The 16,511-nt window shown below is 41.5% G+C and carries 13 protein-coding genes; 2 read left to right on the top strand and 11 right to left on the bottom strand.

The window, feature by feature from the left end; translation table 11 throughout:
* The 6 genes from H5232_RS14205 to H5232_RS14180 all read right to left on the bottom strand — a co-directional run bounded on the left by H5232_RS14205 (nt 1) and on the right by H5232_RS14180 (nt 5,630).
* Nucleotides 1–645 (bottom strand): RNA ligase family protein, encoded by a 645-nt coding sequence (locus tag H5232_RS14205; protein ID WP_259400133.1) that lies wholly within the window; start codon nt 643–645, stop codon nt 1–3.
* Nucleotides 646–796: 151 nt separating this feature from the next.
* Entirely contained in the window at nt 797–1,126 is a 330-nt protein-coding gene (locus H5232_RS14200) for a phosphotyrosine protein phosphatase (RefSeq protein WP_310736882.1), read from the bottom strand.
* Nucleotide 1,127: 1 nt separating this feature from the next.
* Nucleotides 1,128–1,778: a peptide chain release factor H gene (gene prfH, locus H5232_RS14195; protein ID WP_182768285.1), complete on the bottom strand. Its 651-nt coding sequence runs from the start codon at nt 1,776–1,778 to the stop codon at nt 1,128–1,130.
* Nucleotides 1,779–1,780: 2 nt separating this feature from the next.
* Nucleotides 1,781–2,965, bottom strand: a complete 1,185-nt coding sequence (locus tag H5232_RS14190) for an RNA ligase RtcB family protein (RefSeq protein ID WP_182831094.1) — start codon at nt 2,963–2,965, stop codon at nt 1,781–1,783.
* Nucleotides 2,966–3,539: 574 nt separating this feature from the next.
* The gene (locus H5232_RS14185; protein ID WP_182794245.1) at nt 3,540–4,190 is read right to left on the bottom strand and encodes a hypothetical protein; all 651 of its coding nucleotides are present in this window, start codon (nt 4,188–4,190) and stop codon (nt 3,540–3,542) included.
* A gap of 255 nt (nt 4,191–4,445) precedes the next feature.
* Nucleotides 4,446–5,630 (bottom strand): NAD(P)/FAD-dependent oxidoreductase, encoded by a 1,185-nt coding sequence (locus tag H5232_RS14180; RefSeq protein ID WP_145238710.1) that lies wholly within the window; start codon nt 5,628–5,630, stop codon nt 4,446–4,448.
* 324 nt (nt 5,631–5,954) lie between these two features.
* Between H5232_RS14180 and H5232_RS14175 the strand changes: the two genes are divergently transcribed.
* Complete coding sequence (locus tag H5232_RS14175; RefSeq protein ID WP_182831093.1) at nt 5,955–8,081, top strand: S8 family peptidase; 2,127 nt, start codon at nt 5,955–5,957, stop codon at nt 8,079–8,081.
* Between the two features lie 108 nt (nt 8,082–8,189).
* Here H5232_RS14175 and H5232_RS14170 read toward each other — a convergent pair whose 3' ends face one another.
* The 5 genes from H5232_RS14170 to prlC all read right to left on the bottom strand — a co-directional run bounded on the left by H5232_RS14170 (nt 8,190) and on the right by prlC (nt 14,989).
* A complete protein-coding gene (locus H5232_RS14170; RefSeq protein WP_145238704.1) occupies nt 8,190–8,663 on the bottom strand; it encodes a peroxiredoxin in 474 nt (157 codons plus the stop codon).
* 105 nt (nt 8,664–8,768) lie between these two features.
* Complete coding sequence (locus H5232_RS14165; protein ID WP_182740614.1) at nt 8,769–10,694, bottom strand: methyl-accepting chemotaxis protein; 1,926 nt, start codon at nt 10,692–10,694, stop codon at nt 8,769–8,771.
* A 121-nt stretch (nt 10,695–10,815) separates the two neighbouring features.
* Complete coding sequence (locus tag H5232_RS14160; RefSeq protein ID WP_145238699.1) at nt 10,816–11,571, bottom strand: class I SAM-dependent methyltransferase; 756 nt, start codon at nt 11,569–11,571, stop codon at nt 10,816–10,818.
* A 57-nt stretch (nt 11,572–11,628) separates the two neighbouring features.
* Nucleotides 11,629–12,810: a response regulator transcription factor gene (locus H5232_RS14155; RefSeq protein ID WP_182719251.1), complete on the bottom strand. Its 1,182-nt coding sequence runs from the start codon at nt 12,808–12,810 to the stop codon at nt 11,629–11,631.
* A gap of 127 nt (nt 12,811–12,937) precedes the next feature.
* Nucleotides 12,938–14,989 carry an oligopeptidase A gene (prlC, locus tag H5232_RS14150; protein WP_182719252.1) on the bottom strand — a complete coding sequence of 684 codons (2,052 nt, stop codon included), beginning with the start codon at nt 14,987–14,989 and terminating at the stop codon, nt 12,938–12,940.
* A 131-nt stretch (nt 14,990–15,120) separates the two neighbouring features.
* Between prlC and gorA the strand changes: the two genes are divergently transcribed.
* Nucleotides 15,121–16,482, top strand: a complete 1,362-nt coding sequence (gorA, locus tag H5232_RS14145; RefSeq protein WP_182740612.1) for a glutathione-disulfide reductase — start codon at nt 15,121–15,123, stop codon at nt 16,480–16,482.
* Nucleotides 16,483–16,511 lie beyond the last annotated feature (29 nt).

The following is a 16,511-nucleotide window of genomic DNA, read 5'->3' as shown; positions in this document are numbered from 1 at the left end:
TTAGCCTCCCTTGTTTGTATTTTTAGTGCTTAACCCATTAGGGATCACGTCAGCATGCATCCAATGCTTATCGGTGATCACATGGTTATTTCTCACCCATTTTGCGACACTTTTTTTAAACTGTGAGTAATGAAAACCATCAGCAAGTCTAACGACATAGCCTTCTTGGTATTGAGTATCCAATACTATGTCTTTTATTGTTTTTTCGCACCATAAGCCAACATACAACTCTTTTGGAGTGATCAGCCCTAATTGTGCAAAAAACTGTTTGCTGTCTTGCCAACTTAAGCATTCGTTGTTTTCGTTCCATAGCGAAAATGCCATAAAATAACTAGCTAATGATTCATAGCTAATCGAATGCCTTGCATATAGGTTTTCGCCACAGATACGCCATCCTTGCGGAATTTTGTAGCCTAGCTCCGCTTGCAACGCTTTTACCCATGTTCTTGATGGGTGAAAGCGACTATCAATCGAACGAGCATGTACAAAGTCACTGTAAATAGTCGTATTTTCGCCATCCATTTTTTCAGTAACAACAACTTGCTTATTTGCAAAGCAGCTTAAATTACCTTGGTGTATATCATCATCTGTTGCACCCGGTGACCAAGGTAAATGTGGGGTGCGAGGGTATTTAATTTTCATCATGTAATTCCAATTTTAAATATTATGATTGACTGTTAAATTCAATTTCTAATAGTTATAAGCACCGTATGACTGCCCTTTCAATACTGAAAAGACAAAAGTTAAACATGCAGTGCTGAGATGGAATTACATTGCTCTACCCTCTTACTTCAATTTACATTAGCGCTAAATAGCTGCCAACTCTTTGTTTTATAATACTTACTAACTCGTTATCCATATATTGGTATTCATCAGCAATATCTAATACTTGAATATCTTTATACGTTAATAAATCTCCAAATTGCGCTTTAAGTCTATTTTTGTGTTTTTGCTCCATAACAAATATGACATCAGCCCACTGCATCATTTTGGCATTTGCCGTTTTCTTTGCATTAGGGCTGGTGCCTGCTGAGCTAACAGCGAGCTCTGGGTGATTTTTCCATACTTGCTCACCCGTTGGGCTGCGCCATTGATTGCGACTACAAATGAAAAGTACATTTGTCACTTTATGCTCCTTCATTAACTGAGCAGTCATGTTTTAAAGCAAATTTTTCACCAGTAAATGTTTTTACAGGATTACCGCGCTCAACTTCCCAGTGCTGTTGCCAACGTACTGTTTCTTGCTGAGTCATTTTATCCAACGCTAGTTGCTCTAGCTTTTGAAACAACAGCACTCTCGCTAAACGCTTATTGGCATGTTGACTGCGCTCACTCTCAACACGTACCGAAATACCCGTTGCTGTGTGGGTGGCTCTGACCGCTGAATCAGTGGTATTAACATGTTGACCGCCAGCGCCAGACGCGCGACATGTTTGAAAAGTTACGCCTTTATCAAGCTTACTTTCATCAATATCGAACAGTTGCCCGCTAAAAAACCAGTTTTTACGTTTATGCTTAGGCCGATACTGACTTTGACATACCCACAACATAGTACCTTGCCATGACTGAGCTAATTGCTTAGCCGCGCTATTGGCTGTTGAATCAAGTTGCAATAAAACCGACTTTAAACATTCTCGTTCGGTTGCGCTAATAGCCTCAACAATCTCGAGTTCTATGCCTTGTGCGAGGCATTGTTTTTTAATCATTTTTAACGCTAAACTTACAGCTTTACAGCACTCAATAGGTCCTTGCCCTGCTGATAATTGCAGTAATATCATGATCAACAACCTCCATTTGTTTTGAAGGTTAAAACTGGTCGTAACTTAGCGACCACCTCTATTAACCCTGCATCAACCATGTCACTTATAACCGTTTCGCACTTTTTGTATGCTTGTGGGGCTTCGTCGTATAGCAATTCTTTATTACCACAAATAACTCTGCTGCCTAACGCTGTACGATATAAATCTTCGCGCTTATATTTATGACCTAATCGGCCATGGCATTCACCGCGCTGCCATTTTCGCCCCGCGCCGTGTGCAAGTGAAAATAAACTGGTATTGATACTTTCCTGCACTGTTAGATCATTACCACTTAACTCTGTAAATACAGGTTTTACAAGATAACTGTAATCGCCACGAGAGCCTGGGATCACTACATAGCCTTTATCACTCGGTGTAGCACCTTTTCTGTGTAACCAGCCATCGCAACCGTTAATATTTTTAGCCGATACTAAATTATGGTTAATATCTAAGGTACACTCACCATTGGCTCGTATAGCCTCTAAAAACAGCTTAGCGATCAACTCACGATTAAGCTCTGCAAAGCGCACCGCTTCATCATGCTTGCTCATGTAATCTTTAAAGTCAGCTTCACTTTCACATAATCCATCATGATTATGGCCCGCTATATGTTCAACCAATATCGATTGCCCTAAACCTCGCGAGCCTGAATGAACCAATAATTGAAGATGCTTTTTACTTAGCCCTAACTCATCTAAAGCACTTTGATTGTATATCTCATCAATCGCTTGAAACTCGGCAAAATGATTACCTCCACCAATGGTACCCAAGGCACTATCATAACCCTTGGTAGTAATATTTTTTGCCGCTTTGCTACTTTCTATGATTGAGGACCAGCTTTCGTCGAGTGGCAGCTCAATATCTGTAAATTTTTTGGCTAGTTTATCTAGATTTACTTTTGCTACTTTTGCTGTGGTTTGCCACAGCGCCATACCACAGCCAATATCGTTACCCACTAATGCAGGGTAAATTTTGTTGGTAGTGAAAAATGCAGCCCCGATAGGATACCCTCTACCTGGGTGTAAATCAGGCATGCCCGCAACGCGTTGCATACCATTTAGCTCTGATGTTTTGATCAGTTGCTGTATTGCCAGCCCTTCAATCCACGTATTTTTAGACGCAATAAGGCTCACATGTTCAGAAATTTTTTGGACGGATTTGCCCATAATACCAATTCCTTTTTCTTTATTAGAAAAATAGGATTAAAACGAAATTCGAATTGGCAGGTCTGGATCTATTTTGAAATCAAACGAAAGGAACGCGTTTAAACGCAATGCTTACCTAAATGTACTTAATATATAAATACGTAGCTAAGTAACCAGTCTCTTATCGGATAAGACCTGCAAAGGATGTTGATGTAAATGTCATAGTATTTTCTCCTTCACAGTTAGTTGATGAACCCAACACTTAGGATAAGTGCTGAATAATTGAACGAGCGCATATTAATCAGTTTTTGAACATAAAGCAAACAAAAATTATGGCGTGTTTTATGTGTTGCTATGTTTTATATCTGTGTAGTTATACGAGAGCTGTAAAACGAAGAGGTTCAGCAGTACAAACATAATAAAATAACTGTTCACTAATTAGCAGGAAACTTTGTGATTAAGTCAGGGACGATGGTGAGGTAAGGGTATAGGTTCTTCTTTGAGCTGAATTGGTTAACCCCATTTTTGTCAAAATAGCTGTCTTAACAAAAATTGCGCCTGTCCTTTTTTATTTCTAATGACTTCCGCACAGTAGTCACTTTTTATCTAACCATTTGTTCATTGCTTGATCGTAGGCGTCGGTTACTTTTGTTTTAGCACAAGTGGTGCCTACTAAATAACTATCTGGTAGGTCACTTTTTGGCATTACACCAGCTCCTATCGATACCTTTTTAAAGCAGTTATCTCCGAGGCGATAGATAGTTAATTGCATGCTTTGCTTTTCAACTTTTAATGGGTCTATGCTGGTTTGCTGGTGCTCCTTTGGCACAGTAATACGCAGTGGTTGTGCTAAAGCTTGTGACGTTGGAGGTGTTGATGGGAATGTATTTTGCTGTTGCTTTAGTATGCTCTTTAAACCTAATTTAAGGTCTATTTTTTTATAGCTGTTAGAGTCTGTTTGTGCCTTGGGCGTTACAGGCTTTATTGTTTTTTTAATTTTTACAATCGTGTTTGCAGCAGGAATAATTGGTTTTTCAAGCTTTTTCAACAGCGTGGCTTCGTCGTGCTGGTTGCTCTTCTTTTCTATTGTAGGCAATGACTTAGGCAACACCATACTAACCATGTATGCTTTAATTGGGGGAGTATCTATCGCTACAAATTTTGGGGTTTTAACACTCATTAATATTGAAAAAATTATCCCGTGGAGCAGTAATGAAATAATAAAAGGCCAGCGCCACGTTGTCACAATATTTGTTCCCTAAACAATAAGTGTTCCCTATAACACTAATTTAATATGACCACATAGGCGCTACAAAGTTCCTAATATTAACACTATGTTATTATTTTTCTTAGCATTGACCAAATATTCAAACTCTTGTTTGAAAATGGATGTAATAAGAATTATGCAACTGCTCATTATCAATAACCTTAAATCAGCTAGAGAAAATGAGCATGTTGTAGCATATCTCACTACGGGCAAACTTTATTGTCTCTGCACAAGCTAACAATACTGCCCTGCTGCGAAGCCGCAGCTCCACGCGTATTGAAAATTATAGCCGCCTAGCCAACCGGTTACGTCGGTTACTTCACCAATAAAGTACAGCCCTTGGGCTTTTTTCGCTTCAAAGGTTTTTGAGCTAAGTTCGTCGGTGTCTATACCGCCTAGAGTTACTTCCGCTGTGCGGTAACCTTCGGTGCCGTTGGGTTTAATTTGCCAGTTATGAATGTAATTAGCTAGCTCGTCAATTTGGCTATGGGTGAGCTGATTTACATTGCAATCTGGAATAGCTTTACTCTCATGCAGTATTTCAATAAAGCGTTTTGGCAAAATAGTCGCTAGGCTATTTTTTAATGATTTTTGTGCTTGGGTTTCTCGCCATGTTGCTAATTGCTCTGTTAAATCAAGCTCTGGTAACAGGTTTATAGTCACTGCTTGCCCTGCTCGCCAAAATGAGCTGATTTGTAATATAGCGGGGCCTGATAAACCACGGTGAGTAAATAGGATGTTTTCTTTAAAACTTGTGCCGTCTTCACTGCTGACGATACATGGCACGCTAATACCCGATAACCCTTCAAAGCGGTCCTTATCATGTTGGTGCAAGGTAAATGGTACAAGTGCTGCCATGGTCGGTAATACTTTTAAGCCAAATTGCTCAGCAATTTTATACCCTATTGGTGTTGCGCCTAGTTTTGGCATGGTTAAGCCACCAGCGGCAACAACGAGTGACTCACAGCTGTATGACTGTTGTTCTGTGATCACGAGATAGCCAGTAGCGGTTTTTTCAACGCTAAGCACTTCGTTACGCAGCGCAACATTAACACCCGCCCACTCGCACTCAGTTAGCAAAATATCAACGATATCTTGTGCGCTATTGTCGCAAAATAACTGCCCAAGGGTTTTATGGTGATACGCCAAACCGTGTCTGTCCACCAGCTCAATAAAATCATGCTGGGTATAACGGCTTAAACACGATTTTACAAAGTGTGGATTACCACATAAATAGTTTTCAGGGCTGGCGTTTTCATTGGTGAAGTTACAACGTCCGCCGCCGCTGATGAGAATTTTACGACCAGGCTTTTTGCCCATATCAAGCACTGTAACACTGCGGCCACGGTATCCTGCTTGTGCTGCACACATTAAACCTGCGGCTCCGGCACCGATCACTATTACATCTACTTGGGTCATTTGTTCATCTCATGAGGAAATTTTTGCAATTGTAGCAAATTTAAAAGTACAAACTGAGCGGTATTTCACTATTTTATTATTAACAACAAAGTCTGAAAAAATAAATGTTCACCTCGCTATTCTATAAATTAATTAATACTTTATAACCACTGTAACGGCATAATAAAAGTCATAAAATCGTATTTAGCCATATAAACATCCCGATATAACTAAAATAGAGACATTAATAATAAAACGTTATTTTAACTACTTTAACAGATCATTTACTTTTGTTCCCCTTCACGACAATTCATCGTGAAGCTTAATAACAATCTAGGGATAATTATGACAACAAGAAAAACATTTAAAAAATGCGCTGTAGCGCTTACTGTGAGCGCGATATTTGCAGCGACATCAAGCATGGCAAATCCTAGCGAAGCAATGACACCATCTATTGCTGACATAACGACAAAACTACAAAGCCAAGCTCCTCTCGGTACACGTTTTATCATCAAATATAAAAATAACGCTGATGAAATGAGCACAATGTCGGCTGCTGAAACTAGCCCACAAATGATGAATAAAAAGGCCCAAGGCTTTGTTAAAAACTTTACTAGTAAAAAAGGAAAAGTTAAGGCGCAATATATCCGTGCAATGGCGTTGAGCAACCATCATGTTATGCGTGCAAATAAAAAACTAAGCGCTGACGAAGCCCAACAATATATGCAAGAAGTAATGGCTTCAGGCAATGTTGAATACATTGAAATCGACCAGATGTTAAAACCATTTGCAACGCCTAACGATCCTCGTTATGACGACCAATGGCATTACTATGAGCAAGCTGGCGGGTTAAACCTTCCAACTGCATGGGATACCGCAACAGGTAGCGGTGTAACAGTGGCAGTATTAGATACTGGTTATCGTCCACACATTGATCTTAATGCCAATATTTTACCTGGCTACGATATGATTTCGGATACATTTGTCGCAAATGACGGCGGCGCACGCGATAGTGATGCACGCGATCCAGGTGATGCAGTATCTGCCGGTGAGTGTGGTAATAATAACAGTGCACAAGGTTCAAGCTGGCACGGAACCCATGTTGCAGGTACTGTTGCAGCCGTTACGAATAATGGCGAAGGTGTTGCTGGTGTTGCTTATGATGCTAAAGTTGTTCCGGTACGCGTACTTGGTAAATGTGGTGGTTTAACATCTGATATTGCCGACGGCATTATTTGGGCTTCAGGCGGATCAGTTTCTGGCGTACCAGCTAATGCTAATCCTGCTGATGTCATCAACATGAGTTTGGGTGGCAGCGGCTCTTGTAGCTCAACAACACAAAACGCGATTAACCAAGCACGTAATAACGGCACTGTAATTGTCATTGCCGCAGGTAATGATAACGACAATGCTAACAACTATAACCCTGGTAACTGTAATGGCGTAGTAAATGTTGCATCGGTTGGTCGTAATGGTGGTCGAGCTTACTACTCAAACTATGGTACATCTATCGATGTTGCAGCACCTGGTGGTGCGCAAAGCTTTGCTAATGATTCTGAAGGTATTTTATCTACACATAACTCAGGTTCATCAAGTCCTTCAAGTGACAGCTATCATTACTCACAAGGTACATCGATGGCTGCACCTCATGTTGCTGGTGTTGCTGCTCTTATTAAACAAGCAAAGCCAACTGCAACGCCTGATGAAATTGAAAGCATATTAAAATCAAGCACTCGCTCATTCCCTGCCACATGCAATAACTGTGGTACTGGTATTGTTGACGCTGCAGCCGCAGTTGCTGCTGCAAGCGGTGGTACTACACCACCCGTTGGCGGCAATGAGTTACTTGATGGCCAAGCTCAAACGGGCCTAAGTGGCGCTGCGAGTAGTGATACTTTTTATACAATGACTGTACCAAGTGGCGCAAGTAATGTGACTTTCACTATGAGTGGCGGAACGGGTGATGCAGATTTATATGTACGCTCAGGTAGTAAACCCACTACATCAACTTATGATTGTCGTCCGTATAAAGGGGGTAACAGCGAAGAGTGCTCTATAGACAGCCCAACTGCTGGTACATATCATGTGATGGTACGTGGTTACTCGGCTTACTCAGGCGTGAGTTTAGTTGGTAATTTAACAACCTCTGGTAACACAGGTAATCCACAAGCAGGTGGTGGAACTGTATCTGATATTTCAGCTAATGCAGGGCAATGGAAACATTATACCCTTGATGTTCCAGCAGGAATGGCAAGCTTTACCGTAACAACGTCTGGTGGCTCAGGTGATGCAGATTTATTTGTTAAGTTTGGCAGCCAACCAACAGGCTCTAGCTATGATTGCCGCCCATATAAAAACGGTAACGCAGAGACATGTACGTTTAGCAATCCTCAAGCAGGAACTTGGCACATGAGTGTGAATGCTTATAAAACCTTTGCCGGTTTAACGCTTGACGCACAATACCAGCCTTAATTAGCAATAAGGCATAGGGTTTGTATTAAACTCTATGCCTATAAGTGCTATTTGCCAGTTCCCTTGGTAACTTTGGCCGAATGAAAGTTCGGCTTTTTTAGCTCTTTTTTAAAGCTTTTCAAGTACCGCTTCTGCGCGACTTACTGCAAACTCTTTATCTTGTTCAACAAATAAACCTGTGACTTGCTGATCTTCAACAATCATTGCATAACGCGTTGAGCGTACACCACCAAATGCAGCAGTGTCTTTATCTAAACCAAGTGCTTTGGTAAAGCTAGCATCGCCATCGGCAAGCATCTCGATTGCTTGAGCATTATGTTGCTCACCCCATGCTTTCATTACAAACGCATCGTTTACTGATACACAGTAAATAGCGTCAACGCCTTTGGCTTTTATTTTATCTGCTAGAGTAATAAACTCAGGTAAATGTGCATTTGAACACGTAGGTGTAAACGCGCCTGGCACTGCAAATAACACCACTTTTTTACCTGCAAAAAGTGTTTCATTGGTAAGTGTTTGCATACCGTCGTCAGTAAGCTGTGTAAGACTAACGGCTGGTAATGTTTGACCTTGAGAAATCATGATATTTCCTTTTAAAGTGATGGGTTTTGAACAACACCAAAATAGCACAAAAGCGCAACCAACCCTAACATCGAGTTGCGAGTAATTGTGCCTTTGCAAGCAAAGTTACAATCCTAAACTACTGCGAATAGTATGCATTTGCTGCTGTAAACGCTGATGAATATCAGCCACTAATAAACTGGATTCACTCACCTGCCCTTTCATACTTTGCATTGACTGGCTGAAGTTCTCTAACAATGAGTTTTGCTGCTTTGCCAACTCCATGGCATCAAAAGCGACTTTATTAGCATCCTGTGCATTATGAGCTACCCCTTCGGAGTTTCGTTTCAGCTCTTGGGCATTATCGGTTTGCAATTGAGCATCATCAGCTAATGCTGATATTTGCGTTGACACCATAGTTGAGTTTTCACTCAATAGATTGAGCTGGTTATTAATATCACTCAGCGAACCTTGTGTTTGCCGAGCTAACTTGCGCACTTCATCTGCAACCACAGCAAAACCACGGCCATGTTCACCTGCGCGCGCTGATTCGATCGCAGCATTGAGTGCCAGCAAATTAGTTTGATCTGCAATATTGCGGATCACTTCAATAACTTTCCCTACATCTTGTACACCACTGAGCAACTCTTGCAAGCTATGTAAACCATGCTCCACCCGCTGTTGTGTATTTGAGCTAGCACTGAGCATGTTTTGGGCAAACCCTAAACTTTGCTCCATTGCTGAAAACGTATGCTTGGCGTTATCTGCTACTTTGCCGTTTATATCGTTTACTTGCTCACCAATATGTTGAATATCAGCCAATAATTCTTGATTTTGTTCAACTTGATGATGACTGGCATCTGTTTGCTGACTTATCGTATGTAGATGCTCGCTCATTTCTTGCATAAAATCGTTAATCACCTTGAGCATTTGTGCACGCTCTTCAGCCTCTAACCGTTGACGCTCAATTAACTGGTTAAAGTAACTAGCTATTTCACCAACTTCTGTTTTTGAGTTACTACTTTCAATATTTTTTAATTCGTTACTTTCGATTAAAAATGCAAAGCCATCACGTAGTTGACGAAGCGGGGTTAATACTTGATTTCGCTGTACAAAGTAAACACCAACAGCCAATACAACCAACATGCCAATGGCAATGCAAAACACTACGAATACTCGCTGCTTTAACGTACCTTGCTGAATTTTAAGTTGCTGCTCAGCATTTATCACCGTGTCAGAAAGTGTACTGATCTGTTTGCGCAGAGCCTGTATGCCTGTTTGACGCTGCTGAGCTTGTGCAATGGTGTTCTCTAAATCACGTGGGTAGCGGTTCGGCCAGCTTCTTAGCTCTGCCTTAATTTCACCGGCTAAATCTTCGGCTTCTTCATCTATAAACAAACTATCTTCATCAACTTCACTCATAACGCCCAAGTTTTCAAGCTCGTCAATCTGCTTTGCTAAACGGTTTAAGTTAGCAATACTTTGTTGTAAGTTGGTTTGTGTGTCTTGATCAAAACTAAGCATTAGCTGATAAGTAAACAACGACAAATTTGTCACTTCGCGGTAGTAATCACTGGCAAGCTGATAATAAGCCTGCGCGTTAGTATTTTGTTGCCCTGCTTTGTTAGCATAACCAATCAAGGAAGATGCTGAGCCCGCCATTTGCCTAAGTGCATTATCAAGCAATGCTGTTTCATTACCTGAAAGTTTACCTAAAGCACGATACTTACCTTTTATATCAGTATCGAGTTGGCTTAATTGCAGATCTAACTGTTGTTTTAAATCAATTGGTAAAATGGCAAGTTGGGTGTCTTTTACTTGGCTAATTAAATCCGACGCTTTCCCTAAATACTGACTATCGCCCTGTGCTAAGTAATCTTCTAGTAAGCCTTTTAAATCAACAAGTATTTTATTTTTTAATTGATTATAAGATTGGTCTTGTTGTTCGAGTTTAACTAAGGTTTGACTTGCCCAGTACAAGGTTCCGCCTAACAGCAGGCTAGCCAATGCCAGCAAAATAGCCAGCAACCGAGTGAATGATGACACGCGCATGAAATTAAATTCCTTTGGGTAACTGCGCGTACACTATTAACTATTTATGACAATTTAATGAAAGCCGATATGAAACACTTATAACTTTATAGGAACAAAAATAAAAAATACGAATAAAGCTTCACACCATGGCGGCTTTGACATACACATCAAAGCGATTCTTTTTGGTTTTTATTTGCATGCTTGGCGTTTGGTTGTTTAAAAACGGTGCGTAGTCGGGGCGTTTAACTACCACTCGCTTGCTGGCAAGTGGGTAGGCAAATGCGAGTAAGTCATCAGCATCATTATCTGCGCCAACCAAGTCTTGAAACACCCGCATTTCTTTTTTAACCAGTGCTGACTTTTCACGGTGTGGAAACATTGGATCCAAATAAACCACATCTGGCATACTTTCGCATTGCGCGAGTAAGGTATGACTGGAGCCAAACACTAGGCTCATGTTTTGCTTCATCCACGGACCAATTTCATTATCGCTATAAGCACGTTGCAAACCATCATAAAGTAATGCTGCAACAACCGGATGGCGCTCATGTAAAATCACTTTACAACCCAGCGATGCTAACACAAAACCATCACGGCCAAGCCCTGCGGTCGCATCTAGAACAACGGGGGTCGCTCCTTTATTTAAACCAACCGCTTTGGCGATAGACTGCCCTTTACCGCCACCAAATTTACGACGGTGAGCCACCGCACCGGTAACAAAATCAACACTAATAGCGCCAAGTTTTGGTTCATCGGTTTTTCGTAAGCTTAAGCCTTGATCATCATAATGAAGTGAAAAGCCTTCGCTTTGTGCCGCCCACTCAGCGAGCCCAAAACGCAGCTCAATTTCATTAAGATAAGGACGTACTTCTTTAAAAGGACACTGTATAACCAAAATAAACTCCGACCGTGAATAGCTCGCGAAGTATATCAACTGCTAAGCGCCATAGCACTAAAATAGCTCAATATCCGTTTGCGAAGTAACGTCTTGAGTGTGCTCCGGCGTAGCAATTTTACTCAGGCTATCGATCAATTCGCTACGCGATTCAATAATGTGATTGAGCTGATGCTTAATAAAAGCCAAGTCATCATTCAAGACTGTTAACTGTAATTGTGTTTGCTCTAATTGCTCAACCTGCAATGCCAATGCTTGGTTCGCAGCAAAAGCGGGTTCATGCTGCATAAGTGCACGTAATTCAGATAACTGAGTTGTCAATTTAGCTACGGCTTCTTCGCGCGCCTCGCTACTGACAAATAATTGCGAAGAAAGCTCATTAAAAGCATTACCAACCGCATGCGCTTGGGCCAGTGCTTTTTCGTTTACTTCCATATCTTGGATTTTGGCATTGGTTACTTCCAAAATATGCGGGAATAAATCTTTATAGCGGCCATACAACACAACATCATCTAAAGGCATATTTTTAATTAAAATAGACACTTTCGGGTAATTAACAATAGTATGACTACTAAAATCAACAAAGCGATTAGAATAACGGTGCTTTTCTAATAACTCTTGCTCTAACGGACAAACACCACCGTCATCAGTGCACACAACCCCTACATCTTGATACCAAAAAGCCACAACTACATCGAGATTTAACGGTCGGAAGAATTCAAAAAAATGGGCCGATAATGATTGCACATCATGGGCGTGATAGGTTTGCCCTACATAACGCATTATGCGACCCATATCGCCGGAGTCAGTCATGGCTATTTCAGCGGTGATCTGCGCGCGCTCTACATCATTTTTTAACTTAATAGAATGCTGACGATATTGATACAACACCCGAATACGCGCCATTAATTCCTCGGTATTAAAGGGCTTTACAATGTAATCGGCAGCACCGGCATTATAACCTTTAACACGTTCTGATAATTCGCTTTTACCCGACAAAAACATTACTGGGGTATCTTTGGTTTGCTCATTATTTTTCAGCTCACGACACACTTCGTAGCCCGTTTTCCCGGGCATTTCAACATCCAATAAAATAATGTCAGGGCTATATTTATAAGCTTGCCTTAAACCTTCTTCGCCATTTTTAGCATGAATTAACTGACAAAACCCCGCTAATGATTCCTCTATTACACGATGAACATATTTATCATCATCAATCGCCAGTACCAGTTTTGTCATGCCCAATTCCTTTTTATTAATTACTTAAAAAAGCATAGTACGGAGCCCTGATTTTGCGACAATTTATTACTCTAAATAGTAAAAAAGCGCCAAACGGCGCTTTTTAAAGATTAAATATACGTAGTGCTTAAGCTGCAATACCACTGTGGCGCAATAGTGCATCGACACTTGGCTCACGACCACGGAAGTTTTTAAACAACTCCATTGGCTCTTCACTGCCGCCTTTTTCTAAAATATGCTGCATAAAGGCTTGCCCAGTTTCTGGGTTAAAAATACCTTCTTCTTCAAATTTGGAAAACGCATCAGCTGAAAGCACTTCGGCCCATTTATACGAATAATAACCCGCGCTATAACCACCAGCAAAGATATGGCTAAAACCATGTTGAAAACGGTTAAACTCTGGTGCTTTAACAACTGATGTATGGCTACGCACTTCATCTAAACGCGCTTGAATTTGGCATTCTTCACCCGCTTGATAATCGTTGTGAATTCTAAAATCAAATAACGAGAACTCGATTTGACGCAGCATTTGCATGCCTGAGTTATAGTTTTTAGCTGCTAGTAGTTTATCCAATAACTCTTTAGGCAATGACTCGCCCGTTTCATAGTGGCCTGAAATAAAGTTAAGTGCTTCTTCTTCATAACACCAGTTTTCTAAAAACTGACTTGGCAGCTCAACGGCATCCCATGCAACACCATTAATACCCGCAACTGGCGCGGCATCAACTTGGGTTAGCATATGGTGAATACCATGGCCAAACTCATGGAATAAAGTGGTGACTTCATTATGAGTAAACAGTGCAGGCTTATCGCCTACCGCTTTATTAAAGTTACACACTAAATACGCTACAGGCGTTTGTAACTCGCCATTGGCGCGTACTTTTCGACCCATGCAGTCATCCATCCACGCGCCACCGCGTTTGTGATCACGCGCGTATAAATCAAGATAAAAACGGCCACGCAGGGTATTGCTACTGTCGTAAATTTCAAAAAAGCGTACATCTTTATGGTAACTATCAATGTCTTTTAACTCTTTAACACTAATACCAAATAAACGATTTACCGTTTCAAACAAGCCGCTTAGTACTTTATCTGCGGGGAAATACGGGCGCAATACTTCGTCTGATATTGCGTATTTCTCTTGTTTTAGTTTTTCACCGTAATAGCCATAATCCCACGCAGCAAGTTGCTCAATACCGTGTTTTTCTTTGGCGTAAGCTTGTAACTCAGCAAGCTCTTGCTCAGCTTGAGGTTTAGATTTAGCCGCTAGGTCTTCTAAAAATGAGAATACCTGCTCTGGTGTTTCAGCCATTTTAGTGGCGAGTGACTTTTCTGCATAACTGGCAAAACCTAATAGTTGCGCTATTTCATGACGTAGTGCGAGTTCTTCGCTCATTATTGCTGAGTTATCAAATTCGCCCGCGTTAGGTCCTTGATCAGACGCACGGGTTACAAATGCCGTATACGTTTCTTCACGTAGTTCACGGTTATCTGCATAGGTCATAATAGGTAAATACGACGGGAAATCTAACGTAAATACCCAGCCATCTAATTCTTTGCTTGCTGCTGTATCTGCCGCTAACGCTAACGCCGACTCAGGTAAACCTGCGAGTTCGCTTTCATCAGTAATGTGCTTTTGCCAAGCCAATGTGGCATCCATCACGTTATTGCCAAATTTAGCCGCAAGTTCTGATAAACGTGCGCTGATCTCGCCGTAGCGCTTTTGCTGCTCAGGCGCCAAGGCGATGCCCGATAATTCAAAGCTACGCAATGCATTAGTAATAGTTTTTTGTTCAGCCGTACTTAACGTTTTAAACTCATCGCTGTTGTGCAGTGCGTTGTAGGCTTCATACAACCCTTGGTGTTGACCAACAAAGGTTGAATACTCTGAGATAAGTGGTAAACATTGTTCGTACGCTTCACGTAATTCATCGCTATTAACTACGGAGTTCATATGCGATACCGGAGAAAACATTCGCGATAATTTATCGTCAACTTCTTCAAGAGGTAACACTAAGTCCTGCCAAGTGAATGATTTATTAGCCAGCACTTCGTCTATTTTAGCGCGGCATTCGCTAATACCCGCTTTTAGCGCCGGCACAACATGCTCTGGCTTAATTTTTGAAAACGGTGGTAAGCCTTCAAGGCCTATTAGTGGGTTATTTTGTAAATCGCTCATGTTAGCTCTCAAATCGTTTCGAATATGATTTTTAAGTTGGGGCGTACGTCTCGAAATACAAGGGGCTTTTAACGGGTCTGCCATGTGTTATTATCAGAGAAATACGTTTTATATAAACTTGAGGACTAAAGATGGCTCAGCATTTTGATTACATTGCGATTGGCGGCGGCAGCGGCGGGATAGCGTCAGCTAACCGTGCAGCAATGCGTGGCGCGAAAGTGGCACTAATTGAAGCAAAACATATGGGTGGAACCTGTGTAAATGTAGGTTGTGTACCAAAAAAAGTAATGTGGCATGGCGCTCAAGTTGCTGAAGCAATTAACTTATACGCCCCTGATTACGGCTTTAATGTTGAAGTAAAAGAATTCAACTGGAGTAAACTAGTAGAAAGCCGTGAAGCCTATATTGGCCGCATTCATAAAGGTTACGATAATGGCCTTGCTAAAAACGGCGTAACAGTTATTAAAGGCTTTGCTAAATTTGTTGACAGTAAAACAGTCGAAGTAGACGGCGAGCACTACACCGCCGATCATATTTTAGTGGCCGTAGGCGGTCGCCCTAGCATTCCAAATATCCCAGGTGCTGAACACGGCATCGATTCAAATGGCTTTTTTGAGCTGAATGAACAACCAAAACGCGTTGCCGTTGTTGGTGCCGGTTATATCGCGGTAGAGATTGCCGGTGTACTACATAGCCTAGGTACAGAAACCCATTTATTTGTTCGTAAAAATAAACCACTGCGCACCTTTGACCCATACATCATCGACACCCTTGTTGATATTATGGCCAAAGAAGGCCCGACGCTGCATACCGAATGCTTACCAAAAGAAGTAGTTAAAGAAAGCGATGGCAGCTTAACTATCCACTTTGAAAATGGCTACAGTCAAAATGTTGATCAAGTCATTTGGGCCATTGGCCGTACACCGACGACTGATAAGATTAATTTAGTCGCAGCGGGTGTTGAAGTAAACGAAGGCGGTTACGTTAAGGTAGACGAGTACCAAAATACTACGGCTAAAAATGTTTATGCTGTGGGTGATATCATCGAAGGCGGTATAGAGCTTACCCCTGTTGCAGTAAAAGCAGGCCGTACTTTATCAGAGCGTTTGTTCAATAAAGACCTGCCAGATGATTTAAAAATGGATTACAGCTTAGTTCCTACCGTGGTATTTAGCCACCCGCCAATTGGTACCATTGGTTTAACTGAGCAAGAAGCAATTTCGCAGTACGGCAACGAGAACGTAAAAGTGTATAAATCAAGCTTTGCTGCTATGTACACTGCGGTTACTCAGCACCGCCAAGCATGTAACATGATGCTAGTGTGCGCAGGCCCTGACGAGAAAGTTGTAGGCTTACACGGCTTAGGTTTTGCTGTTGATGAAATGATCCAAGGCTTTGCCGTGGCCATGAAAATGGGCGCAACCAAAGCAGATTTTGATGCCGTTGTTGCACTGCACCCAACTGGCTCAGAAGAGTTTGTTACTATGAGATAAGCTTCGAGCTTCGGGCTTCGGGCTTCGGG

The organism is Pseudoalteromonas sp. SG41-5 (assembly GCF_014164495.1).
Taxonomy (GTDB): Bacteria; Pseudomonadota; Gammaproteobacteria; order Enterobacterales; family Alteromonadaceae; genus Pseudoalteromonas; species Pseudoalteromonas rhizosphaerae.
The sequence above is the reverse complement of the archived record's forward strand: the minus strand, read 5'-3'. Positions and strand labels throughout refer to the sequence as shown.

Coding starts and splice junctions, on each gene's coding strand:
- H5232_RS14205 (WP_259400133.1), bottom strand. CDS start 645: ATGATGAAAATTAAATACCCTCGCACCCCACATTTACCTTGGTCACCG.
- prfH (WP_182768285.1), bottom strand. CDS start 1,778: ATGATATTACTGCAATTATCAGCAGGGCAAGGACCTATTGAGTGCTGT.
- H5232_RS14190 (WP_182831094.1), bottom strand. CDS start 2,965: ATGGGCAAATCCGTCCAAAAAATTTCTGAACATGTGAGCCTTATTGCG.
- H5232_RS14180 (WP_145238710.1), bottom strand. CDS start 5,630: ATGACCCAAGTAGATGTAATAGTGATCGGTGCCGGAGCCGCAGGTTTA.
- H5232_RS14175 (WP_182831093.1), top strand. CDS start 5,955: ATGACAACAAGAAAAACATTTAAAAAATGCGCTGTAGCGCTTACTGTG.
- H5232_RS14170 (WP_145238704.1), bottom strand. CDS start 8,663: ATGATTTCTCAAGGTCAAACATTACCAGCCGTTAGTCTTACACAGCTT.
- H5232_RS14165 (WP_182740614.1), bottom strand. CDS start 10,694: ATGCGCGTGTCATCATTCACTCGGTTGCTGGCTATTTTGCTGGCATTG.
- H5232_RS14155 (WP_182719251.1), bottom strand. CDS start 12,810: ATGACAAAACTGGTACTGGCGATTGATGATGATAAATATGTTCATCGT.
- prlC (WP_182719252.1), bottom strand. CDS start 14,989: ATGAGCGATTTACAAAATAACCCACTAATAGGCCTTGAAGGCTTACCA.
- gorA (WP_182740612.1), top strand. CDS start 15,121: ATGGCTCAGCATTTTGATTACATTGCGATTGGCGGCGGCAGCGGCGGG.